This is a genomic window from Mangrovibacter sp. MFB070 (assembly GCF_000705335.1).
In the GTDB taxonomy this organism is placed as follows: Bacteria; Pseudomonadota; Gammaproteobacteria; order Enterobacterales; family Enterobacteriaceae; genus Mangrovibacter; species Mangrovibacter plantisponsor.
The window spans coordinates 360,016-382,449 of the sequence record NZ_JJMI01000022.1 but is presented as its reverse complement, the minus strand read 5'-3'; the positions used below and the strand labels follow the sequence as shown (position 1 = coordinate 382,449).

The 22,434-nt window shown below is 51.8% G+C and carries 21 protein-coding genes; 9 read left to right on the top strand and 12 right to left on the bottom strand.

What is annotated here, in order from left to right; all coding sequences use genetic code 11:
- Nucleotides 1-11 precede the first annotated feature (11 nt).
- From purB to DT73_RS11045, 4 genes are all read left to right on the top strand, one after another.
- Nucleotides 12-1,382, top strand: coding sequence for an adenylosuccinate lyase (gene purB, locus DT73_RS11060; protein WP_036108349.1), 1,371 nt, complete (start codon nucleotides 12-14; stop codon nucleotides 1,380-1,382).
- A 263-nt stretch (nucleotides 1,383-1,645) separates the two neighbouring features.
- Complete coding sequence (gene phoP, locus DT73_RS11055; RefSeq protein ID WP_036108345.1) at nucleotides 1,646-2,320, top strand: two-component system response regulator PhoP; 675 nt, start codon at nucleotides 1,646-1,648, stop codon at nucleotides 2,318-2,320.
- A complete protein-coding gene (phoQ, locus tag DT73_RS11050; RefSeq protein ID WP_036108342.1) occupies nucleotides 2,317-3,786 on the top strand; it encodes a two-component system sensor histidine kinase PhoQ in 1,470 nt (489 codons plus the stop codon). The genes phoP and phoQ overlap by 4 nt, the downstream gene beginning before the upstream one ends.
- 78 nt (nucleotides 3,787-3,864) lie before the next feature.
- Complete coding sequence (locus tag DT73_RS11045; protein WP_036108339.1) at nucleotides 3,865-4,989, top strand: cupin domain-containing protein; 1,125 nt, start codon at nucleotides 3,865-3,867, stop codon at nucleotides 4,987-4,989.
- A 58-nt stretch (nucleotides 4,990-5,047) separates the two neighbouring features.
- Here DT73_RS11045 and pepT read toward each other — a convergent pair whose 3' ends face one another.
- The gene (pepT, locus tag DT73_RS11040; RefSeq protein ID WP_036108335.1) at nucleotides 5,048-6,277 is read right to left on the bottom strand and encodes a peptidase T; all 1,230 of its coding nucleotides are present in this window, start codon (nucleotides 6,275-6,277) and stop codon (nucleotides 5,048-5,050) included.
- 322 nt (nucleotides 6,278-6,599) lie between these two features.
- Between pepT and potA the strand changes: the two genes are divergently transcribed.
- The 4 genes from potA to potD are packed head-to-tail and all read left to right on the top strand — an operon-like array spanning nucleotide 6,600 to nucleotide 10,390.
- Nucleotides 6,600-7,718, top strand: coding sequence for a spermidine/putrescine ABC transporter ATP-binding protein PotA (potA, locus tag DT73_RS11035; RefSeq protein WP_036108332.1), 1,119 nt, complete (start codon nucleotides 6,600-6,602; stop codon nucleotides 7,716-7,718).
- Nucleotides 7,702-8,559, top strand: coding sequence for a spermidine/putrescine ABC transporter permease PotB (gene potB, locus DT73_RS11030; protein WP_036108329.1), 858 nt, complete (start codon nucleotides 7,702-7,704; stop codon nucleotides 8,557-8,559). The genes potA and potB overlap by 17 nt, the downstream gene beginning before the upstream one ends.
- Nucleotides 8,556-9,347, top strand: a complete 792-nt coding sequence (gene potC / locus DT73_RS11025) for a spermidine/putrescine ABC transporter permease PotC (protein ID WP_036108326.1) — start codon at nucleotides 8,556-8,558, stop codon at nucleotides 9,345-9,347. Before potB ends, potC begins: the two co-directional genes overlap by 4 nt.
- Nucleotides 9,344-10,390, top strand: a complete 1,047-nt coding sequence (potD, locus tag DT73_RS11020) for a spermidine/putrescine ABC transporter substrate-binding protein PotD (protein WP_036108323.1) — start codon at nucleotides 9,344-9,346, stop codon at nucleotides 10,388-10,390. Before potC ends, potD begins: the two co-directional genes overlap by 4 nt.
- A gap of 101 nt (nucleotides 10,391-10,491) precedes the next feature.
- Here potD and cobB read toward each other — a convergent pair whose 3' ends face one another.
- From cobB to DT73_RS10980, 8 genes are all read right to left on the bottom strand, one after another.
- Entirely contained in the window at nucleotides 10,492-11,322 is an 831-nt protein-coding gene (cobB, locus tag DT73_RS11015; protein WP_036108319.1) for a Sir2 family NAD+-dependent deacetylase, read from the bottom strand.
- A gap of 212 nt (nucleotides 11,323-11,534) precedes the next feature.
- Nucleotides 11,535-12,779 carry a lipoprotein-releasing ABC transporter permease subunit LolE gene (gene lolE / locus DT73_RS11010; RefSeq protein ID WP_036108316.1) on the bottom strand — a complete coding sequence of 415 codons (1,245 nt, stop codon included), beginning with the start codon at nucleotides 12,777-12,779 and terminating at the stop codon, nucleotides 11,535-11,537.
- Nucleotides 12,779-13,483, bottom strand: coding sequence for a lipoprotein-releasing ABC transporter ATP-binding protein LolD (gene lolD, locus DT73_RS11005; protein WP_036108312.1), 705 nt, complete (start codon nucleotides 13,481-13,483; stop codon nucleotides 12,779-12,781). The genes lolE and lolD overlap by 1 nt, the downstream gene beginning before the upstream one ends.
- Nucleotides 13,476-14,675: a lipoprotein-releasing ABC transporter permease subunit LolC gene (lolC, locus tag DT73_RS11000; protein WP_036108311.1), complete on the bottom strand. Its 1,200-nt coding sequence runs from the start codon at nucleotides 14,673-14,675 to the stop codon at nucleotides 13,476-13,478. The genes lolD and lolC overlap by 8 nt, the downstream gene beginning before the upstream one ends.
- A 156-nt stretch (nucleotides 14,676-14,831) precedes the next feature.
- Nucleotides 14,832-15,353 carry a nitrogen fixation protein NifQ gene (locus DT73_RS10995; protein ID WP_036108308.1) on the bottom strand — a complete coding sequence of 174 codons (522 nt, stop codon included), beginning with the start codon at nucleotides 15,351-15,353 and terminating at the stop codon, nucleotides 14,832-14,834.
- Nucleotides 15,353-16,771 (bottom strand): nitrogenase cofactor biosynthesis protein NifB, encoded by a 1,419-nt coding sequence (gene nifB / locus DT73_RS10990; RefSeq protein WP_036108306.1) that lies wholly within the window; start codon nucleotides 16,769-16,771, stop codon nucleotides 15,353-15,355. The genes DT73_RS10995 and nifB overlap by 1 nt, the downstream gene beginning before the upstream one ends.
- Nucleotides 16,772-16,936: 165 nt before the next feature.
- Complete coding sequence (nifA, locus tag DT73_RS10985; protein WP_036108304.1) at nucleotides 16,937-18,508, bottom strand: nif-specific transcriptional activator NifA; 1,572 nt, start codon at nucleotides 18,506-18,508, stop codon at nucleotides 16,937-16,939.
- A complete protein-coding gene (locus DT73_RS10980; RefSeq protein WP_036108302.1) occupies nucleotides 18,505-19,998 on the bottom strand; it encodes a PAS domain S-box protein in 1,494 nt (497 codons plus the stop codon). The genes nifA and DT73_RS10980 overlap by 4 nt, the downstream gene beginning before the upstream one ends.
- Nucleotides 19,999-20,351: 353 nt before the next feature.
- Here DT73_RS10980 and DT73_RS10975 point away from each other — a divergent pair, with 353 nt between their 5' ends.
- A complete protein-coding gene (locus DT73_RS10975) occupies nucleotides 20,352-20,882 on the top strand; it encodes a flavodoxin (protein WP_036108299.1) in 531 nt (176 codons plus the stop codon).
- Between the two features lie 34 nt (nucleotides 20,883-20,916).
- Here DT73_RS10975 and nifM read toward each other — a convergent pair whose 3' ends face one another.
- From nifM to DT73_RS10960, 3 genes are read right to left on the bottom strand one after another with little or no spacing between them, the layout of a single operon-like run.
- On the bottom strand, nucleotides 20,917-21,729 hold the full coding sequence (gene nifM / locus DT73_RS10970; RefSeq protein ID WP_036108296.1) for a nitrogen fixation protein NifM: 813 nt from the start codon (nucleotides 21,727-21,729) through the stop codon (nucleotides 20,917-20,919).
- On the bottom strand, nucleotides 21,726-22,169 hold the full coding sequence (locus DT73_RS10965) for a nitrogen fixation protein NifZ (protein WP_036108293.1): 444 nt from the start codon (nucleotides 22,167-22,169) through the stop codon (nucleotides 21,726-21,728). The genes nifM and DT73_RS10965 overlap by 4 nt, the downstream gene beginning before the upstream one ends.
- A complete protein-coding gene (locus tag DT73_RS10960) occupies nucleotides 22,162-22,431 on the bottom strand; it encodes a nitrogenase-stabilizing/protective protein NifW (protein WP_051691343.1) in 270 nt (89 codons plus the stop codon). Before DT73_RS10960 ends, DT73_RS10965 begins: the two co-directional genes overlap by 8 nt.
- Between the last annotated feature and the right edge of the window lie 3 nt (nucleotides 22,432-22,434).

Genomic DNA, 22,434 nt, shown 5'->3' with positions numbered 1-22,434 from the left:
AGTTACTACTGATGGAATTATCCTCACTGACCGCCGTTTCCCCCGTTGATGGACGCTACGGTGATAAAGTCAGCGCCCTGCGCGCTATTTTCAGCGAGTTCGGTCTGCTGAAATTCCGCGTCCAGGTCGAAGTTCGCTGGCTGCAGAAGCTGGCCGCACACACAGCGATCAAGGAAGTTCCTGCTTTTGCTGCAGACGCAAACGATTTCCTCAACAATATCGTCGCCGGCTTTAATGAAGAAGACGCGGCACGAATCAAAACGATTGAGCGCACGACGAACCACGATGTTAAAGCTGTGGAATACTTCCTGAAAGAGAAAGTCAGCGAAGTCCCTGAGCTGCATGCCGTTTCTGAATTTATTCACTTTGCCTGCACATCTGAAGATATCAATAACCTGTCTCATGCGCTGATGCTGCAAACCGCGCGCGCTGAAGTCATCCTGCCGTGGTGGCGTAAGATTATCGATGCGGTTAAAGACCTGTCACAGCAATACCGTGATATTCCGCTGTTATCGCGTACTCATGGTCAACCCGCTACGCCATCCACCATTGGTAAAGAAATGGCTAACGTCGCTTACCGTATGGAGCGCCAGTACTGCCAGCTAGAACAGGTTGAAATTCTGGGTAAAATTAATGGTGCGGTAGGTAACTATAATGCACACCTGGCTGCTTACCCAGATATCGACTGGCATAAATTCAGCGAAGAATTTGTCACGTCTCTGGGGATTCAGTGGAACCCGTACACCACGCAGATTGAACCACACGATTATATTGCTGAACTGTTTGACTGTGTTGCCCGCTTCAACACCATTGTGATTGATTTCGACCGGGATGTGTGGGGTTACATTGCCCTGAACCACTTCAAACAGAAAACCATCGCGGGTGAAATTGGCTCATCCACCATGCCACACAAGGTTAACCCTATCGATTTTGAAAACTCAGAAGGTAACCTGGGCCTGGCAAATGCGGTTATGCAACATCTGGCCAGCAAGCTCCCGCTTTCTCGCTGGCAGCGCGACCTGACAGACTCCACCGTATTACGTAACCTCGGCGTGGGTGTGGGTTATGCGCTTATTGCCTGGCAGTCCACGCTCAAAGGCATCAACAAACTGGAAGTAAACCGCGACCACCTGCTGGAAGAACTGGATCACAACTGGGAAGTGCTGGCAGAGCCTATTCAGACAGTGATGCGCCGTTATGGTATTGAACAGCCATACGAAAAACTGAAAGCATTAACCCGTGGTAAACGTGTGGATGCAGAAGGGATGAAACAGTTTATTGATGGTCTGGAATTACCGGAAGAAGAAAAAACCCGCCTCAAAGCGATGACCCCGGCTAACTATATTGGCCGCGCCATTCAAATGGTGGATGACCTGAAATAACAGTCCAGTGTGAACGCTGCCACCTGGTGGCGTTCACCTTTATCATTTATGTTTAACTCACGTTTATTTACTTATCCGTTTCACGGGCAGAATCCCTGCAAATATTTACACTTCTCACCCTGCACGCCGGAATAAGTCACGTACAATCTCCCTGTTATTTTGCCAGAGCCGCTTTGCCATGAAGCTGTTTCAATAAATTCGCCTTCTGTGCGAAAATGGTAAAATGAAACAAGCCTGGTTATATGAAGTTATGAGGACTACCAATGCGCGTACTGGTTGTGGAAGATAACGCGTTATTACGCCATCACCTGAAAGTTCAATTGCGTGAATTGGGCCATCAGGTTGATTCAGCGGAAGATGCCAAAGAAGCGGATTACTTCCTGAAAGAACATGTGCCGGATATTGCCATTGTTGACCTTGGCCTTCCGGATGAAGACGGCGCATCAATGATTAGCCGCTGGCGTAGTGAGCATATTACGCTCCCTATTCTGGTGCTCACTGCGCGTGAGAGCTGGCAGGAAAAAGTTGAAGTGCTTGGTGCCGGAGCAGATGACTATGTGACCAAGCCTTTCCACCTGGAAGAAGTGGTTGCCAGAATGCAGGTATTAATGCGCAGAAACAGTGGCCTGGCATCGCAGGTTATCACTCTGGCACCTTTTCACCTTGATTTGTCTCGTCGGGAATTATCCATTAACGGCACTCTTATCAAGCTAACCGCCTTTGAATATACCATTATGGAAATGTTAATTCGTAATAATGGAAAGGTTGTCAGTAAAGAAGCATTAATGCTGCAACTGTACCCGGATGCAGAATTAAGAGAAAGCCACACTATTGATGTATTAATGGGGCGGTTACGTAAAAAAATACAGTCACAACATGCAGGTGAAGTCATTATCACGGTACGGGGCCAGGGTTACCGTTTTGAACTGGCGCCATGAAACGAGTTTACACGTGGTTATTCCCCCTTTCCCTGCGCCTGCGCTTTTTGCTGGCAACAGCGGCAGTCGTCACCATACTGTCGCTGGCCTACGGCTTTGTCGCCATTGCTGGCTATACAGTCAGTTTTGATAAAAATACCTTCCGCCTGCTGCGTGGCGAAAGCAACATGTATTACACGTTTGTTCACTTCAGTGACGGTAAACTGACAGTTGATTTTCCTCCTGAGCTGGATGCGCAAAGCCCAACCCTTGCCATGATTTACGATAAACACGGCAAATTGCTCTGGCAGCAACGCCAGGTACCCTGGGTAAAAGATAATATTCGCCCGGAGTGGCTTAAGTCTGACGGTTTCCATGAAATTGAATCATCGCTGAGCGCCAGCCGGGCATTGTTGAGCAACAACAACGAAATGCAGCAAGCCCTGCAAACGTTACATGACGATGAAAACAGTGCCTCCATGACGCACTCAGTTGCCATTAACCGCTACCCGGCAACCGCTACGTTGCCAGCGCTGACCATTGCAGTTGTCGATGCTATTCCGGTGGAGCTGAAGCGCGCAAACAAGGTCTGGAACTGGTTCATGTATGTGCTGGTTGCCAACATACTGCTGGTTATTCCCCTGCTCTGGCTTGCCGCGCGCTGGAGTTTGCGCCCCATCGAATCCCTTGCAGGTGAGGTACGGGAACTGGAATCCCGCCATCGTGAACACCTTAATCCGGAAACCACACGTGAGCTGACCAGTCTGGTACGCAATCTGAACCAACTGGTGACATCAGAACGCGAGCGCTATACCAAATATCGCACTACACTTACTGACCTCACTCACAGCCTGAAAACCCCACTGGCTGTTTTGCAGTCCACCCTTCGAGCCCTGCGTACAGAGAAAATGGATGTCGGCCAGGCGGAAAGCATTATGCTCGAACAAATCAGCCGTATTTCCGGCCAGATTGGTTATTACCTGCATCGTGCCAGCGTCCAGGGCAACGGAATATTGCTGAACCGTGAACTTCACCCGGTAGCACCAATTCTTGACAGTCTGGCATCGGCACTCAACAAAGTTTATCAAATCAAAGGGGTGGATATTCGGCTGGATATCTCCCCCGAAGTGGCTTTCATTGGTGAAAAAAATGACTTCATGGAAGTGTTGGGTAACGTGCTGGATAACGCCTGTAAGTATTGTCTGGAGTTTGTCGAAGTCCGGGCCAGCCATTGCGATGAAGGTCTGGTTGTCGTTGTTGATGATGACGGGCCAGGTATTCCGGAAGCTCGCCGGGCCGGGGTGTTCGAGCGCGGCCAGCGTATTGATACACTCCGCCCAGGCCAGGGTGTCGGGCTGGCTGTTGTTCAGGATGTTGTTGAGCAATATGACGGGGATATCCGCCTGGCAGAAAGCCACCTTGGCGGCCTGTCAATGAGGATACTATTTCGCCGCCAGGATGGTGTCACAACCGACCAGTTCTATTAAAAAAACGTTACAGTTCACCGTGCATCCTCATCATCATCCGTTATAATCCGCCCAAGGTCATCGCCCTCAGGAACAAATATGGAATACCACGCAGATATAAACTGGCCCGACTTTATTCAGCGCTACTGGCAAAAACGCCCGGTAGTGCTTAAACGTGCGCTGAAAAACTTTATTGACCCAATCTCCCCCGACGAATTAGCCGGGCTGGCCATGGAGAGTGAAGTTGACAGCCGCCTGGTCAGCCACGATGACGGGCAATGGCAAGTCAGCCACGGGCCGTTTGAAAGCTTTGATCATTTGGGTGAAACCAACTGGTCTTTGCTGGTTCAGGCGGTTGATCACTGGCATGAACCCAGTGCGGCACTGATGCGCCCGTTTCGCGCGCTACCTGACTGGCGAATTGACGACCTGATGATTTCTTTCTCCGTACCTGGTGGCGGTGTGGGGCCGCATCTGGATCAGTACGACGTGTTTATTATTCAGGGAACTGGCCGCCGCCGCTGGCGGGTGGGTGACAAAACGCCGATGGCGCAGCATTGCCCACACCCTGATCTTCTTCAGGTAGATCCCTTCACTGCTATTATTGATGAAGAGCTGGAGCCCGGTGATATTCTCTACATCCCACCCGGTTTTCCCCATGAAGGCTATTCGCTGGAAAATGCACTGAACTATTCAGTGGGTTTCCGGGCGCCGAGCGGGCGCGAATTAATCAGTGGGTTTGCAGACCATGTATTGCAACGTGAACTGGGCGGTAAACGCTTTGAAGACCCCGATGTTCCTTCCCGTGCCCATCCGGCAGAGATTTTACCCTCAGAGCTTGATGGCGTTCGTGCCATGATGCTGGCGCTGGTTAATGATGAAGACCAGTTTAATAGCTGGTTTGGTGAATTTATCAGCCAGTCTCGCCATGAACTGGAGATCGTGCCACCGGAACCGCCTTACCAAAGCGATGAAGTGTACGATGCACTCCAGCAGGGTGAAGAATTGAACCGCCCGGGAGGGCTGCGCGTGTTACGCATTAATGATGCGGTGTTCGTCAACGGCGAGAAACTGCACAGCTCCAACCAGCAGGCACTTTTCGCACTGGCAGATAACCTGGCAATTGGGAAAGATAAGCTGGGTGATGCCCTGGAAGACCCGTCATTCCTGGCAATGCTGACAACGCTGGTAAACAGCGGTTACTGGTATTTCGAAGCCGAATAACGCAAGAGCCGCGCACACAGGCAGAATAGTGCGCGCGGCTTCGGTCCTGCCGGGGTTTTTATTCCCCACGTTGTGCGGTCAGTTCCGCAATTCTCACAATAACACTGACTGCCTTTTCCATACTTTCCAGGCTGATAAATTCATGTTTGCCGTGGTAGTTATACCCACCGGTAAACAAATTAGGGCAAGGCAGCCCTTTGAAAGACAGTTGGGCGCCATCTGTGCCGCCGCGAATCGGTTTCAGCACTGGCTCAACATCACAGTCCAGCATGGCCTGGCGAGCCAGCTCAACAATATGCGGGTGCGCAGCCACCTGTTCATGCATGTTGTAATAGCTGTCTTCAATGGTCAGTTCGATATAGCAGTCCGGGTGCAGGCCCTTACCCACTTTTTTCGCAATATCCATCATGCGGCGTTTGCGAGCTTCAAATTGTTTACGGTCGAAATCACGGATGATGTATTGCATATCTGCCCGTTCAACCGTGCCTTTCATTGAATGCAGGTGGTAAAACCCTTCATAGCCTTCGGTTGTTTCCGGCGCTTCTTCCGCCGGGACTTCTGCGTGGATACGTGCAGCCAGTGACAACGCATTAACCATCACCCCTTTAGCGGTACCCGGGTGCACATTGTTGCCAACAATTTTGATGTTCACAGAAGCCGCATTGAAGTTCTCTGCTTCTAACTCCCCCAGGCCACCGCCATCAACGGTATAAGCCCAGCGGGCATCAAACGCCCCGACATCAAAATGCTTTGCGCCCTTGCCTACTTCTTCATCGGGCGTGAAAGCAACGCGAATATCGCCATGAGGAATGTTCTTGCCCTTAAGTACAGCCAGTGCTGTCATAATTTCAGCCACGCCTGCTTTATCGTCTGCCCCTAACAGCGTTTTGCCGTCGGTAGTAATCAGCGTCTGGCCCAGCAACTGGTGCAGCACGGGAAACATTACAGGAGAAAGAATTTCATCGCCCATACCCAGTGCGATATCACCACCCCGGTAGTTCTCAACAATTTGCGGATTCACATTTTTGCCACTGGCATCAGGCGCTGTGTCCACATGGGATATAAACCCAATAGCAGGAACCGGTTGCGCCACATTTGCGGGCAGTGTCCCCATCACTGTTCCATGCTCACTGAGCGTGACATTTTGCAGGCCCATTTCTTCCATTTGCGCTTTTAACAGCTGCAATAATTTCCACTGGCCTTCAGTGCTGGGCACATGCCTTACGCCCGGCTTTGATTGCGTATCCAGCACAACATACTGCAAAAAACGCTCAAGTAATTTATCCATGTAGTCACCCTCACTCTCTGTGGTTTCATTATCACGAAGCCATAAAAGCAAAATATTGTTTCAGGTCACTTTTTCCGGGCAATCGTCAATAAATAATCTTCTGGTTGTGGATCAATTACTGTGCATCCTTCTGTCATAACAAGGTGCTTTGATTAAACGTAGTTTAAATATGGCGTTTTTCACCTAAGCCAGGCGGAACAATCATTGGATGTAGGGTCCGTTTGCCGTAGAATGCCAGCCCTTAATCATGAACCCGACCTCAAGGTGGTTAATCACAAACCCCGTATCGGCACTGATACGTCATTTAGGGACTGAAGCACAATTGAACACACAATCACGTTCGCTCTCACCGTTAGTGCAACTGGCGGGGATTCAAAAATCATTTGATGGCAAAACAGTTATTTCTGATTTATCACTGACCATCAATAATGGCGAATTTCTGACTCTTCTTGGCCCTTCCGGGTGCGGGAAAACCACCGTTCTGCGGCTGATTGCCGGTCTTGAATCTGTTGATACCGGGGCTATTCGCCTTGAGGACCACGATATCACTCAGGTGCCAGCCGAGCAGCGCCACATCAATACCGTATTCCAGAGCTACGCCCTTTTCCCCCACATGACGGTGTTTGATAACGTAGCCTTTGGGCTGCGGATGCAAAAAACCCCGTCAGCGGAGATTTCCCCGCGCGTAATGGACGCACTGAAAATGGTGCAACTGGAAAGCTTTGCCCAGCGTAAACCGCACCAGTTATCTGGTGGCCAGCAGCAACGTGTGGCCATTGCTCGCGCAGTGGTAAATAAACCGCGTCTGTTGTTGCTGGATGAGTCGTTGTCGGCACTGGACTACAAGTTACGCAAGCAGATGCAAAATGAACTCAAAGCTTTGCAGCGTAAACTTGGTATCACTTTCGTGTTTGTTACCCATGATCAGGAAGAAGCACTCACCATGAGTGACCGTATCGTGGTTATGCGTGACGGGAAAATTGAGCAGGATGGCAGCCCGCGGGAAATCTACGAAGAACCGAAGAATTTATTCGTTGCGAGTTTTATTGGCGAAATAAATATCTTCTCCGCGACAGCAATTGAGCGCGTGGATGAGCAACGCGTGCGTGCTAGTGTAGAAGGCCACGAATGCCATATTTATGTCAATTTCCCGGTTCAGCCCGGTCAAAAACTGAACGTTCTGGTGCGCCCGGAAGACCTGCGGGTTGAAGAAGTGCATGGCCATGCGCAAACCGAAGGGCTGATTGGTTATGTTCGCGAGCGTAACTACAAAGGGATGACGCTGGAATCCACGGTTGAACTCGAAAGCGGCAAAATGGTGATGGTCAGTGAATTTTTTAACGAAGATGATCCTGACTTTGACCACTCGCTTGATCAAAAAATGGCTATCAATTGGGTAGAAAGCTGGGAGGTTGTGCTGGCAGATGAAGAGCTCGCGTAAATTCCAGAATATTGTTATCGCGACCATCGTTGGCTGGCTGCTGTTGTTTGTTTTCCTGCCCAACATGATGATCATCGTCACCAGTTTCCTGACGCGTGATGACACCAACTTCGTCAAGCTGGTGTTCACGCTGGATAACTATACCCGCCTGCTGGACCCGCTCTATGCAGAAGTGCTGCTGCACTCGCTGAATATGGCATTGATGGCAACAGTTGCCTGCCTGCTGCTGGGGTATCCCTTCGCATGGTTTTTGGCGCGCCTGCCGGAAAAAGTCCGCCCGTTATTGCTGTTTCTGCTGATTGTACCGTTCTGGACCAATTCACTGATTCGTATCTATGGGCTGAAAATTTTCCTCAGCACCCGCGGTTACCTGAACGAGTTTCTGCTGTGGACCGGGATTATCGATACCCCAATACGCATTATGTACACCCCTTCAGCGGTAATTATAGGCCTGGTGTATATCCTGCTGCCGTTTATGGTGATGCCGCTGTACTCCAGCATAGAAAAACTGGATAAACCTTTGCTGGAAGCAGCAAAAGACCTGGGCGCCAGTAAATTCCAGACCTTTCTGCGCATTATTATTCCCCTCACCATGCCGGGTATTATTGCCGGTTGCCTGTTGGTGATGTTGCCTGCGATGGGGCTGTTTTATGTCTCCGACCTGATGGGCGGCGCGAAAAACCTGCTTATTGGTAATGTGATTAAGAGCCAGTTCCTGAACATCCGCGACTGGCCGTTTGGCGCGGCCACCAGTATTACTCTGACACTGGTAATGGGCCTGATGCTGCTGGTTTACTGGCGTGCTGCACGCCTGCTGAATAAAAAGGTGGAACTGGAATGATCGGTCGCCTGTTGCGCGGCGGTTTTATGTCCGCCATTTATGCGTATCTGTATATTCCCATTATCATCCTGATTATTAACTCGTTTAATACATCACGCTTTGGGATCAACTGGCAGGGTTTTACCACGAAATGGTACAACCTGCTGGTCAACAACGACAGCCTTATCCAGGCAGCACAACACTCCCTGACGATGGCAGTTTTCTCTGCCACATTTGCCACACTGATTGGTTCATTAACGGCTGTTGCACTTTACCGTTATCATTTCCGCGGTAAGCCTTTCGTCAGTGGCATGTTATTTGTGGTGATGATGTCCCCGGATATCGTCATGGCGATTTCATTGCTGGTGCTGTTTATGCTGTTGGGCATTTCCCTGGGCTTCTGGTCATTGCTGTTTTCTCACATTACCTTCTGCCTGCCTTTTGTCGTGGTCACCGTGTACTCCCGGCTCAAAGGCTTTGATGTGCGTATGCTGGAGGCAGCCAAAGACCTGGGGGCCAGTGAACTGACTATCTTACGCCAGATTATTCTGCCGCTGGCGATGCCCGCCGTTGCCGCAGGCTGGCTATTAAGCTTTACGCTGTCGATGGACGACGTAGTTGTCTCGTCGTTCGTGACCGGACCGGGCTATGAAATCCTGCCACTGAAGATTTACTCAATGGTAAAAGTCGGCGTTTCACCTGAAGTGAACGCGCTGGCCACCATTTTGTTGGTGCTCTCACTGGCATTGGTTGTTGTCAGTCAACTCATCCTTCGTGATAAAACGAAAATTCAGGGGACGTTAAAATGAAAAAATGGTCACGCCACCTGCTTGCCGCTGGCGCGCTCATGCTGGGTGCCAGCGCCGCCCATGCAAACGACAAAGATACAGTCTATTTCTACAACTGGACTGAGTATGTGCCGCCGGGCCTGCTGGAGCAGTTCACCAAAGAAACCGGTATCAAGGTTATCTATTCGACTTATGAGTCGAATGAAACCATGTACGCAAAGCTGAAAACGTATAAAACCGGTGCCTATGACCTGGTTGTGCCATCCACATACTATGTGGCAAAAATGCGCAAAGAAGGCATGTTGCAGAAGATTGATAAAAGCAAACTGAGCAACTTCCATAATCTTGACCCGGCGATGCTCAATAAGCCTTTTGACCCGAACAATGACTACTCCATTCCTTATATTTGGGGTGCAACCGCCATTGGGGTTAATACCGATGCCATTGACCCGAAAACGGTCACCAGTTGGGCAGACTTGTGGGATCCGAAATACAAAAACAGCTTGTTGCTGACCGACGACGCGCGCGAAGTCTTCCAGATTGCTCTGCGTAAACTGGGTTATTCTGGCAATACTACAAACCCTAAAGAAATCGAAGCGGCATACCACGAACTGCAAAAGCTGATGCCTAATGTCGCGGCATTTAACTCCGACAACCCGGCTAACCCATACATGGAAGGCGAAGTTAACCTGGGTATGATCTGGAACGGTTCAGCCTTTGTGGCACGCCAGGCAGGTACTCCACTGGATGTCATCTGGCCGAAAGAAGGCGGGATTTTCTGGATGGATAACCTGGCTATTCCGGCTAATGCGAAAAATGTCGACGGGGCACTGAAGCTGATTAACTTCCTGCTGCGCCCGGATATTGCCAAACAGGTTGCCGAAACCATTGGTTACCCGACACCAAACCTGGCGGCACGAAAACTCCTGCCAAAAAATATCGCTGAAGATAAATCGCTCTACCCTGACGCCAGTGTGCTGGAAAAAGGTGAATGGCAAAATGATGTGGGCGATGCCAGCACGCTGTACGAATCGCTGTACCAAAAACTGAAAGCCGGGCGTTAATTTAACGCTCAGCTACCTGGGCTGATTTCTCTGAAATGGCCCATTCAGGCAATAAAAAACCGCGTTTACCGCGGTTTTTTATTATTCACAGAACATGTATCTCAGGCCTGTTTCAGGCTTTGCAGCAATTTTTCGACGTACTCAGGCACGACTTCACTTGCCAGCCCATAATGGCACTCTTCAAACTCGTTACCTACCTGGCTTGGCTCCAGGTTCAGTTCTACGGTGTGTGCCCCTTGCAGGCGTGCTTCGTGCACAAACCCTGCGGCCGGGTAAACATGGCCAGATGTACCAATCGCAATAAAGTAGTCAGCACCGGCCAGTGCGTGGTAAATCTCATCCATACCCAGTGGCATTTCACCAAACCATACAACATGTGGCCGCAGTACGGCCGGAATTTGGCAGCAATGGCAACGGTCCTGGGGCGTTACATCCTGGTTCCATTTGTAGATATGGCCACTTTGGGAACAACGCACTTTCAGCAGTTCACCGTGCATATGAATAATATGCTTATTACCTGCACGCTCGTGTAAATTGTCGATATTCTGCGTAACCAGTAAGAAATTCTCACCTAATTCAGCTTCCAGGCGTGCCAGAGCCAGGTGAGCCGCATTGGGTTTTATGTCTGGTGCCTGAAGCTGGCTACGGCGTGCGTTGTAGAACGCCTGCACTAACTTCGGATCTCGTGCGAACCCCTCGGGGGTTGCCACATCTTCCACCCGGTGCTCTTCCCACAGCCCGTCTGCTGCACGAAAAGTACGGATACCTGATTCTGCTGAAATACCTGCGCCCGTAAGGACGACAACTTTTGGTTTTTCCATCGTTTCCGGTACCATTCTGTCTCTGAAAAAAATACGCTGGCGTAACCGCTCCCGGAGGCGACGCTTATTTTTTTTGAAACGACACTGTTGGTGTAAACGCCGCGATTGCATATCAACCCCTGGTTGTATTCCTGAATGCCGGGCTACGCCCTCTCCATCTTCACCCAGGCGCACAGCTTTGCCAAATTAAACCCATAGCAAAACAGTGCGCAACTTCAAAAACAGGGCCATTTACGGCCACTCATTATTGTGGGCGGCAAGCGGCAATTCCGCTTCTGGTCTTCAGGGTAGAAGCCTTCGCTTCTCCCTGCAACTCCGTCTTTTTATTGCCCGCTGAGCACTCTGGCCGGATCTATCCGGCTGGCACGCCGTGCCGGGTACCAACTGGCTAACAGGCTCAGTACAATGGCGGTCAGCAATACAATCACCACATCTTCCCAGTGCAGTTCCGAGGGCAGGAAATCAATGAAATAGATATCGCCGGATAAGAAGTGGTGGCCGATTAATTTTTCAATCCCACCAATAATGGCTGTCAGATTCCAGGCACCGAGCACACCAATTACCACACCGCTCAGGCTGCCAACTAACCCGGCCATCAGACCGTACCAGACAAACACCGCACGAATCAGGCCATCTTTCGCGCCAAGAGTACGTAATACAGCAATATCGCTGCTTTTGTCTTTTACCGCCATCACCAGAGTGGAAACAATGTTAAAACAGGCCACGCCGATAACCAGCACCATAGCCAGGTACATAATCGCGCGGATCATCTGGATATCACGGTACATATAGCCGTAAGTACCAATCCAGCTTTTGATATAAACATACGCATTGGTAACTTCACCGGCATCCCGTACCAGTTTATTGGCGTGGAAAACATCTTTCACTTTAATGGCAATACCTGTAACACTGTCTCCCATATCCAGATATTGCTGGGCGTCAGCCATTGGTACCATTGCAAAGCTGTGATCAAGCTGGCCGCTCAGTTGTAAAATACCACTGACATGCAGGCGGATACGCTTAGGTTGCAGCAGTTTTCCGGCACTGTCTGAGTTGGGGATCATGATAGAGATCCAGTCGCCCTGATGAACTTTAAGTGCATCAGCCACGCCTTTCCCCAAAATAATTTGCTGCTCACCCGCCCGGAAATTATCCCATGCATGGTTTTGCACAAATTGCGGCAAAGCACTGATATGGATTTCCTGAGCGGGGTCCACCCCTTTGACCTGAATAGCACGCAGGCTGGTTCCACTTTCTACCAGCCCGGTGAAGTTCACATAAGGTGCAGCACCAACAATACCTTTGACTTTCTCAACACGCCCAAGAACAGACTGCCATTGAACAAAAGGCTGGTTTACTGGCTCAATTTCACCATGTGGAACAACGGCCAGAATGCGGTTATCCAGTTCCCGTTCAAAGCCATTCATTGCACTCAGGCCGATAATCAAAACCGCAACACCCAGAGCGATGCCAATGGTGGATATCACCGAAATCAGCGATACCATGCCACCTTTACGACGCCCGCGGCTAAAGCGCAGCGCCACTCGCAAAGAAAGAGGCGACGCCATTAGCGGCTCTCCATAATAGTCAGTTCCGGGTTCAGGTGCCCGTCACGCATTTCCAACTGGCGTGACATCCGTTTTGCCAGGTGCAAATCATGAGTCACGACCAAAAATGCGGTGCCCTGTTGCCGGTTCAGTTCTCCAAGCAGCGCGAAGATGCTGTCTGCATTACGGGCATCGAGGTTACCGGTGGGTTCATCGGCCAGCACCAGGCGTGGGTTATTTACCAGTGCACGGGCAATGGCCACACGCTGACGCTCACCGCCAGATAATTCAGATGGCCGGTGGTGGCCACGATGCTCCAGCCCAACCGCCGCGAGCATTTCACGGGCTTTCGCTTCAATTTCAGCCGGTTTACCTTTACCAATCAGCAAAGGCATTGACACATTTTCCAGCGCCGTAAAGTCGGGCAGCAGATGGTGAAACTGATAAATAAAGCCCAGTTCGCGGTTACGCAATTCCGCACGTGCTGAAGAAGACATCTTGCTCAGGGATTTACCACCAAACACCACATCACCGGATGTTGGTGTATCCAGCCCGCCCAACAAGTGCAGCAAAGTACTTTTCCCTGATCCAGAACTCCCGACAATCGCCATCATCTCGCCAGGTTCAATAGCAAAGCTCACGTTATGCAGCACATCAGTTTGTACCGCACCTTCCTGGTAGCGTTTGCACAAATTGTCGCATTGCAACAGGTTAGGATTACTCATAACGTAAAGCCTCAGCAGGTTGAGTGGCGGCAGCGCGCCAGGAAGGGTACAACGTTGATAACAGTGCAACAGCCATAGCGGCCAGCGCAATCACTGTTACCTGAACCGGGTTAATATCTACAGGAAGCGCGGCGCCATCCAGCATCGCACCAATAATTGGCATCAAAGTATTAAGCTGGCTGGCGAGCAAAACGCCAAGCCCTGCACCCGCCAGTGCACCAATCACGCCAGCTCCTGCGCCCTGGACCATGAATACCGCCATAATCTGGCCGCGGGTCAACCCCTGGGTTTGCAAAATAGCGACTTCACTCTGCTTCTCCATGACCAGTAAGCCAAGAGAGGTAATAATATTAAATGCGGCGACGGCCACAATCAGGCTCAACAACAGCCCCATCATGTTTTTCTCCATACGCACCGCCTGGAAAAGCTCGCCTTTGCGCTCACGCCAGTCATGCCAGACCATGCCTGCTGGCAATGCCTGTTGGCTCAGGGTATCCACCGCCAGCGGGTTATTCAGCCATAACCGCCACCCGGTAATGTTACCAGGGGTATAACGCATAATACGGGAAGCATCTTCGATATTAACCAGCATCTGGTAGCCATCGACTTCGCTGTTCGCCGCAAATGTCCCGATAACGGTGAACAGGCGCTGGCTTGGTATCCGCCCCATTGGGGTGAACTGGCTGGCAGATGGCACCATCAGGCGAACTTCATCGCCTGTGCGCACCCCCAACTGCCCGGCAAGCTGCTCGCCAAGAATGATGTTGTATTTCCCTGGTGCCAACTGGCTTTGTTTCACGCCCACCAGGTAGGGTGTCAGCGGGTCAGCCTGAGCGGGGTCAATGCCCAGCATTACGCCAACCGCAACATTCCGCGCACTTTGCAGAACGACATCACCGGTGGTTAACGGCGCAACCCGTTTCACCCCAGTAAGGTGCAATGCACTGGCAGGTTGTTTTGCGGGGTTAACTGACCCGGAAGACGAAGAAATGACAGCCTGAGGCATCAGGCCAAGGATATTGTTTTGCAGTTCTTTTTCGAACCCATTCATCACAGAAAGTACTGTGACAAGCGCCATCACACCCAACGTAATACCGATGGTAGAGAGCCAGGAAACAAAACGACCGAAGCGGTCTGCTGCACGGCCACGCATATAACGTAGCCCGATAAATAACGCGACAGGTTGGTACATGAAGTCCGTCTGGTTGCGGTTTTCCAAAATTTTGAGGAGTATATAAGTGAACGCCAGTCAAGTAAATGAGATATAGCCGAAGCGCTCCGGATGTCCGCCATTTTATTATTTTAGAATCAGCCAGTTAAAGAAACCGTAACCACGCATTACACCCTGTCAGTGCTCACCTTCAGGCGCAAAGCAATGCACCCACTCACAACAGTCGTCGCAACTTGGTGAGCGGCAAACCAGGTCGCCTTCCTGCTGCAGGCAGCGCTGGCGGTAGAAGAACTTTTTCCAGCGCATTTTTTTATCATTCATTACAACCAGTTGTGGAAAACAATCCTGCATCAATTCTCCCAGTTCCGCTCTGGAGTCCAGCCCCAGGTCTTCCCACAAATGGTTGAAACCCATTGCGGCACTGGCAAGCAACCAGTGCACAGGCAACGGACTTTGTGCATACCCTTTCAGCCACAAAGCCAACTGGTCGCGCTCCGCCAGGCGTGGTTGTAACAAAGTGCTAGCCAGAGAGCGCCTGGCCGCTATCTCCGCTGCCACAGGCGGTGTTTCATCACATTGCAGAGTGCGCGACAAAAGAGACCAGGCCCCGCTATCGAGGCCCATTAATTCAGGAAAATGCCCGCGCCCGCTGGCATAGTTGTCATACAGGCGTTGTAACCAGTGAATGGTTTCCGGCATCAGGCTGCCCCCTGTTCATCCAGCAAATTCCCTGCCTGGCGACGTGCCTCCCACCACCGGTTCAGCACGTCTGTTACATTCTGCCAGGCACCTTCAATACAAGGCTGAATCCCCTGCTGTTCCAGTTTCACCCAGGGGCCATAACCAATACGGGCACTGAATACGGCTTTTACGTCGCCAAGCAGCGCCAGTATTGCGGCCATGCGCACTTCAGGTGCCTGAGTACTTTCACCTTCAGCTTCACAGGAATCCGGCCCTTTGCAGTATTGCGGCATAAAGCGCTCATTAACCAGTACCACACCGGCATCAGAGAGGCTGTAGATCTGTACCCGCTGAGCATGCCCGAAATGGCAGTCAATCACATCGCCACGGGAAGTGGTTACCGCAACCAGGCAGGCTAACGGGTCATCGGAAGCACCACGGGTTGCAATACGCGCCTGGATGGCGGCACGTTTATGTACCTGATCCGGGCCCGGGCGCGCCTGTTTTTCCATTTCTGCCAACGGCAGGCTCTGGCTACGGTCTTCCCCCAACATGCCAATGGCGTCTGCGCGGCACTGTTTACAATGCGCCATTTGCGGCATCATTGGGCTACATTCGGCACGTACTGCATCCACCATCGCGCTGTCGGGTTCCGGTTGCCCGTTAAGGCCAAACACCGTGCCATGTTCAGGCCTTGCAATCAGTGGCATCACATTGTGTAACAATGCCCCCCAACCACGGACAGCCTCACTTACCCGGGCCAAATGCCGGTCATTAATGCCTGGAATCAACACGGAATTGATTTTCACCAGTATGCCTTTTTCTGTCAGCTTCCTGACGCCTTCTTCCTGCCGTGCCAGCAGGATTTCCCCGGCCTCACGGCCGCTATAGCGCTCACCGTCCACCCACAGCCAGGCGTAGATTTGTGCAGAAATATCCGGGTCGATGGCGTTAACAGTGACGGTGACATGGTCCACGCCGCTATCAATAATGCGGTCGGTCACGGACGGTAGCATCAGGCCATTCGTAGAAAGGCACTGCTTCACATCAGGTAATTGTTCGCGCAGTAGCGCAAGTGTGGAAAATGTCCGGCCAATATTGGCCAGCGGGTCGCCAGGACCGGCGATACCCACCACTGACAATTGCGGCATTACACTGGCGACTGCGACCGCTCTGGCCACAGCCTGTTCCGGTGTCAGAACTTGTGACACCACACCCGGACGGGATTCGTTACTGCAATCATATTTGCGGTTACAGTAATTGCATTGCAGATTACAGGCTGGCGCCACGGCCAGATGCATGCGGGCATACTGGTGATGTGCACTGGATGAGTAACACGGGTGATGCGCAACTTTGCTGGCCTGCAGCGCAGTGAACTGAGCACTGTTGTCTGTGCGGCAACTACGCGCGGTTTGTGATGAAGGACAAGGCGCCATAATCTCTTCCGGTTCGTGAATGATATCCCACTATTGCAAAGGCTGAACCAGTTTCTTAAAGAAATTAAAACTATTAAAAACATACAGTTAAATGGCATCCTTGCCATAAAAAATTGTCAGTATTGTCGCACAGACCTGACAATGTGCCAAAGATCACAATATTTTTCAGAAACGGTGCATGTTGATATCCATAATCTGGATACGGTAGGCCACCTGACGCGGCGTCATACCCAGCAAACGGGCGGCTTTCGCCTGAACCCAGCCCGTTTTTTCCAGCGCCGCAATTATACGCTGCCGCTCATCCAGGCTTTGATCCAGCCAGTCTTCATCAGGCACCGGGCTGGCGGTCATTTTGCTGACCAGCGGCAGTGCCTCATTGTGGTTGAACAAAATCACGTCGCGGTCTATTACACCGTTGTCACTCATCACTGCCGCACGTTCAAGGCAGTTTTCCAGTTCCCGTACATTGCCCGGCCACGCATAGTTCAGTAACAGGCGAATGGCGCCATCGGTAATACGTAATGAACGCCCCTGATGCGCGGCAATTTTATTCACCAAATGCCGTGCCAGCAGGTCGATATCGTCCTGGCGTTCCCGCAAGGGTGGAAGGGAAACCGGCATAACATTCAGGCGATAATAGAGATCCTCGCGGAAGTTCCCGGCCCGCACTTCTTCTTCCAGGTTCCGATTAGTCGCGGCGACAATACGTACATTCACTTTGAGGGTTTCGTCACCCCCCACACGCTCCATTTCCCCTTCCTGGAGGATACGCAACAATTTGGCCTGGAACGACGGGCTGCTTTCACCGATTTCATCAAGAAACAGTGTTCCGCCGTCAGCCAGTTCAAAACGCCCTTTCCGCTGACGTACGGCTCCGGTAAATGCCCCTTTCTCGTGGCCAAACAATTCGCTTTCCAGCAAGTTATCCGGCAACGCCGCGCAGTTGAATTTTACAAAGGGCGCAGCCGCTCGTGGCGATGAGTAATGAATTGCATTGGCAACCAGTTCTTTACCCGTGCCGCTCTCTCCACGTACCAGCACCATCGTATCCCAGCGCGCAACCTGCTGAATAACCTCACGAATCTGGCGCATGGTGGGGCTGCTGCCCACCATATTTTCGAAACTGAAGCCGCGTGGTGTCTGGCAATTTACTGGCTGAGACGGTTGTGGTGCGGCGGTTGTGGTTTTCGGCTGGCTGTAGTGCGTGAGCCGGACTGTTTGTGCAATCAGGCTGGCAATGGTTTCTAAAAAGCGCGTGCTGGCAGGCAGGCGTGATTCAAACAGCGCCATCGGTTGTGCCGCCAGAACACCAATCGGTTTATCTTCTCCAGGGATAGGCACGCCAATGAAAGGTAAGTCGTAATCATACAGGCTTAACCGGTCAAGAAAGCGCTGGTCATCTGCCACGCGCGGCAGCACAACGGACTGAGCAGAACTCAGAATTGTGCCAACCAGTCCCTCGCCAGGACGGTAACGAACCTGGCTACTGCTGCCGACAACATGCTGCCTGTCACAATGCAAAGCCTCTACGGTAAGAGCGCCTCGTTCATGATTGAACAGGCATATCATACCGTGTTGCATAAACGCATCGTCGTGCAGGATACGTAAAACTGCCTGCAGAGTATCGCTGACACTGTTGCAGCGGCCGAGTTCAAGGCTGATACGCTGAACTGCGGTGAATTGTTGCGACAGATCAAAACGCCAAACGACATTGCCCGTATCCGGGGACTGGGTCATTTTGTACCTCCTGTCGGAGCTGCCGGCAACGGCAGCCTGATAGTTAAGCAACTTCCGCCTTCGGGGTCGGATGTCAGGTCAATAGCCCCCTGGTGATTGGCAACCAGGGTTTGCATCAGGCGCAGTTCCATGCCCTGCCCCGGGCCGGTTGCTGTCGTCTGATTGTGGCTATATCGCGCCCGATGGACGGGAATATTGTCAGTAAGGTAGAGAGTCAGCCAGCGCTCATCACGGCTGCCAATTATTTGCATTTCCAGTTGAAAAGGTTGTAATTCCTGTACCAGGACCAGTGCTCGGTCCAGCCACAGGCTCAGGACAGCCAGCACCTGAATTCGGTGCCCGAAGGCCTGTATCGCACTGTCTTCGATTGAGACATTCAGCGTATGGCAAGGTTGAAATCGGGTATGGTAAAGCGCAGAAAGATCGGCCAGTAGCGGCTTAAGAGGCCACCATCCTGGTGGTTCATTATCTAATTCCGGGCGGCATGCCTGCAGGCGGCTGACAGCGGCTTCGCCCTCACGCCAGGCAGATTCCAGCGCCATATTGCCATGCTCATCGCCATTTAACCGGCGGGCAGCGGCCAGCATATTGATTGGGCAGTTAAGTTGCACCAGGGCTGCATCGACTGATTCGCGAATCGCCGCAAGTAATTTCCCGTAAGTTAACTGCTGTTTCAGGCGGTCAAGACGCCCCTGTTGCTGCTGTTGATGCTGCTCGGTGCAGTCGCTCACCAGTACCAGTGTGCGGGGCTGTGCGTTATCGGTAAAATAGCGGCTCGCTTCTTCACTTACCCCGGGTAAAGGCCAGTAGCTCAGGTTGAACCAGCGCCGTTTCCCCCGCACAATAAGCGGCAGAATCTTGCCTTCCTGCTGGCGGGCTTCATTATGCTGGTAGCCAAGCAAAGACAGGGCTTCCATACCACCGCAATCCGCACACAGCGTTTTATAAGCAAGGTTGTCCATTACTACCTTGCCTTCTCCATCAGTCACAACCACGGCTGCCGGAATATTATTCAGCACGGCGGTAATTAAGGTCATATGGTTGCGCAGGCGTTGCTGCAGCGCATAGTTGTCGCTGATGTCTTTCTGCATCGCCAGAAAATAATCAACTTTCCCGCTGCCACCGAAAATGGGCGTGATATCGACTTCACCTAAATAAAGGCTGCCATCACACCGCTGGTTAATCAGCTGCCCGCGCCAGGGAATGCCCTGAGTAAGGTGGTGCCACATTTCGTCATACACAGTGCGTGGTGTTTGCCTGCTTGCCAGAATGCGATGGTTTTGCCCAATGAGTTGCGAGGCGGTATAACCCGTTAACTGGCAAAATGCATTGTTACAATAGACAATACGCGCGTCGGCATCAGTAAGAGAGATTGCCACAGCGGATTGTGCCACCAGCGCGGTGAACAGTGCATTTTGCTGGTGTAGCAACGTATCGGCGATTTCGCTCTGTGGATAAACATCCGATACGAACGATAACGTATCACTCATCCTCTCCCCCTTATTCACTACCTGGTGTCACGTTTGCGACAATGTTTGGTGCGTAAAGCCAACAAAATTGGTTACGGATAACACATGCGAAAAGCGTGCAATCTGGCGGGGAATAGACCTGGTATATGCATGGGTATTGACGTAGCGCAAATTTTGGCCGCTTTTTCATCGCCAGGCTGTGATCCACTGGGTTGTTTGCTCACTGTTTTGCCTGCCACTCCTGCTATTCCGATCACTTTTAGTGCATTTTTGCGCCAGTTTTGTGCACCTGAAACTCTGGCACGTTGTTCGCACTATCAGGTGAAAATCATGGCGTCAGATTCCTGGCGCTGCGCCCACCTGAGGAGTCTGTTATGGCAAATGTCGGCATTTTTTTTGGTTCTGATACGGGGAAAACCCGCAAGATTGCGAAGTTGATTCATAAAAAGCTGGGAGACGCGGCAGATACCCCCGTAAACATCAACCGGACATCGCTGGAGGCATTCTTGTCTTACCCGGTGTTAATGCTGGGAACGCCTACATTAGGTGACGGGCAGTTACCGGGTATTGAGTCTGGTTGTGAGTCCGAGTCCTGGCTGGAGTTCCTGGATTCATTGCAGGGTGTGGACTTAAGTGGCAAACACATTGCCTTATTTGGTCTGGGTGACCAGGTGGCTTACCCGGATAACTTTGTCAGTGCACTGAAACCCTTGTATGACGTACTGAGCGCATGTGGCGCGAAACTGATTGGTGACTGGCCAAATGAAGGCTACAGCTTTAACCATTCTGCTGCATTAATTGGTGAAAAATTCGTGGGCCTGGTTCTCGATCAGGATAACCAGTATGACCTGAGTGAAGAACGCCTGGATAGCTGGCTGGAACAAATTACCCCACTGTTTGCCTGAAATGTACAACTCTCTGCCTGCTGGCAGAGAGTACTCAGTGTGCTGCCGGTAACGTTAACAGGCTGGACAGCCACTGCTGCTGGTAACGTTTTCTTGCCTGCTCAGTTAACCAGGCGCGCGATTTTTCCAGCGCCACCGCTTCATCCAGCGCTTCAGCAGGGCGAATGTCCTCACACAGCAAAAGATGCAACCCCAGCACTGTTTCCACCACCTCACTCAACTGGCCTTTTTCAAGGGAAAACAGGCAACTGTCGAGCTCCGGGTACAACAACCCCGGGCTTATCCAGCCCAGTAATCCACCTTCCATTGCACTGGGGCAATGGGAAAAGCGCAACGCCTGGTCGGCAAAGCAGCCCGGGGATTCAGTAACAGCCTGAACAATTGCGGCAATTTGCGCGCGTTCCGGGGCCCTGTCCTCATCGTTGTCACAAGTCAGGAGAATATGCCGTGCTTTTCTCTGGGCCGGGCGGCAAAAACGTGCTGCATTCGCCTGGTACCAGGCAACCACTTCCTGGTCATCGGGCGGCGGAGCCTTGCGGGCAACCCGGTTCATCACCGAAGTTACATGCGCCTGATGGACAGCAACCGCCTGCTGTTCGTCATGAGTAAACCCATGTGTATCCATAAAACCGGCCTGTTCTTTGCGCACCAGCGCCGCCAGTTGCCCCACTGTATTATCGGCCGGGTAATGACGGCAAATTGCCAGTTCCAGAGCCATTTGCCGGGTAAGCTGTGCCTGAAAAGCGCTCTGTTCAGCAACAGGGATTTCTTCAGGCAGGCATTGCCAGTGGCGTTTGGCCAGTTGCAGTGCAGCAAAGCGTTGCCAGGGCAGTTGAGCTGTATTCATCCGGCCTCCACCTGGCGCAGTAACCGGGCGGGCACTTGCAAAAAACGGTCGCCAAACTGAACAGTAAAGCTTTCGCCCTGCAAGCCTTGCCCGGTGGCTGTTATCTTGCCAACCGCGCCGGGTGCCGCAACAACCTGCCCTTTCAGGGTCAGTGTCGCGTTGACTTCAACCTGGTCGCCGTACTGGAATAACCCGGCGTCCCAAAAAACTTCTGCGGCGATAAGTTCACTTTCACGGCACCCTACCACCCGGCCTTCAGAGGGAAAATGCACCTGGTAGACAATATGTTCTTGCAGGTACACACCCCATTCCCTCACATAGCCAATACTGCCCCGGCGCACTAGTTGATCACCTTTTTGCAGGCCAGGATAAGTACCGTCATTACGTACCGTGCGCACCACGCGGACTTCATCACCAAAGGAAAACCGTGGTTTATTCATAAGATGCCTCTTGATCCTCGCAGACCGCAAGATAGCTTTCATTGAGCAAACGGCGGGCCAGTTGCCAACCCGGGTCAGTGTCACTTTCCAGGCTGTTACGCAATGGAACTGCGTCCTGCAGGCGCTGGCGAAACTCGCGCAGGATTAGTACCGATGCACGCTGTAAGCGTTCAGGTTCGCAGGGCACCTCGAAGAAGGAGAAAAAGCTTTCCAGCGAATCCAGCGCATTAACGCCAGGTAATTGATAAAACCACTCCATCATTGC

Excerpts from the sequence above, each read along its gene's own strand:
- DT73_RS10960 (WP_051691343.1), bottom strand. The coding sequence starts at position 22,431 with ATGATGGAGTGGTTTTATCAATTACCTGGCGTTAATGCGCTGGATTCG.
- DT73_RS10965 (WP_036108293.1), bottom strand. The coding sequence starts at position 22,169 with ATGAATAAACCACGGTTTTCCTTTGGTGATGAAGTCCGCGTGGTGCGC.
- cobB (WP_036108319.1), bottom strand. The coding sequence starts at position 11,322 with ATGCAATCGCGGCGTTTACACCAACAGTGTCGTTTCAAAAAAAATAAG.
- lolC (WP_036108311.1), bottom strand. The coding sequence starts at position 14,675 with ATGTACCAACCTGTCGCGTTATTTATCGGGCTACGTTATATGCGTGGC.
- nifM (WP_036108296.1), bottom strand. The coding sequence starts at position 21,729 with ATGAATACAGCTCAACTGCCCTGGCAACGCTTTGCTGCACTGCAACTG.
- nifB (WP_036108306.1), bottom strand. The coding sequence starts at position 16,771 with ATGGCGCCTTGTCCTTCATCACAAACCGCGCGTAGTTGCCGCACAGAC.
- DT73_RS10995 (WP_036108308.1), bottom strand. The coding sequence starts at position 15,353 with ATGCCGGAAACCATTCACTGGTTACAACGCCTGTATGACAACTATGCC.
- nifA (WP_036108304.1), bottom strand. The coding sequence starts at position 18,508 with ATGACCCAGTCCCCGGATACGGGCAATGTCGTTTGGCGTTTTGATCTG.
- DT73_RS10975 (WP_036108299.1), top strand. The coding sequence starts at position 20,352 with ATGGCAAATGTCGGCATTTTTTTTGGTTCTGATACGGGGAAAACCCGC.
- lolE (WP_036108316.1), bottom strand. The coding sequence starts at position 12,779 with ATGGCGTCGCCTCTTTCTTTGCGAGTGGCGCTGCGCTTTAGCCGCGGG.
- DT73_RS11045 (WP_036108339.1), top strand. The coding sequence starts at position 3,865 with ATGGAATACCACGCAGATATAAACTGGCCCGACTTTATTCAGCGCTAC.
- pepT (WP_036108335.1), bottom strand. The coding sequence starts at position 6,277 with ATGGATAAATTACTTGAGCGTTTTTTGCAGTATGTTGTGCTGGATACG.
- potD (WP_036108323.1), top strand. The coding sequence starts at position 9,344 with ATGAAAAAATGGTCACGCCACCTGCTTGCCGCTGGCGCGCTCATGCTG.
- purB (WP_036108349.1), top strand. The coding sequence starts at position 12 with ATGGAATTATCCTCACTGACCGCCGTTTCCCCCGTTGATGGACGCTAC.
- phoP (WP_036108345.1), top strand. The coding sequence starts at position 1,646 with ATGCGCGTACTGGTTGTGGAAGATAACGCGTTATTACGCCATCACCTG.
- potB (WP_036108329.1), top strand. The coding sequence starts at position 7,702 with ATGAAGAGCTCGCGTAAATTCCAGAATATTGTTATCGCGACCATCGTT.
- phoQ (WP_036108342.1), top strand. The coding sequence starts at position 2,317 with ATGAAACGAGTTTACACGTGGTTATTCCCCCTTTCCCTGCGCCTGCGC.
- DT73_RS10980 (WP_036108302.1), bottom strand. The coding sequence starts at position 19,998 with ATGAGTGATACGTTATCGTTCGTATCGGATGTTTATCCACAGAGCGAA.
- potC (WP_036108326.1), top strand. The coding sequence starts at position 8,556 with ATGATCGGTCGCCTGTTGCGCGGCGGTTTTATGTCCGCCATTTATGCG.
- lolD (WP_036108312.1), bottom strand. The coding sequence starts at position 13,483 with ATGAGTAATCCTAACCTGTTGCAATGCGACAATTTGTGCAAACGCTAC.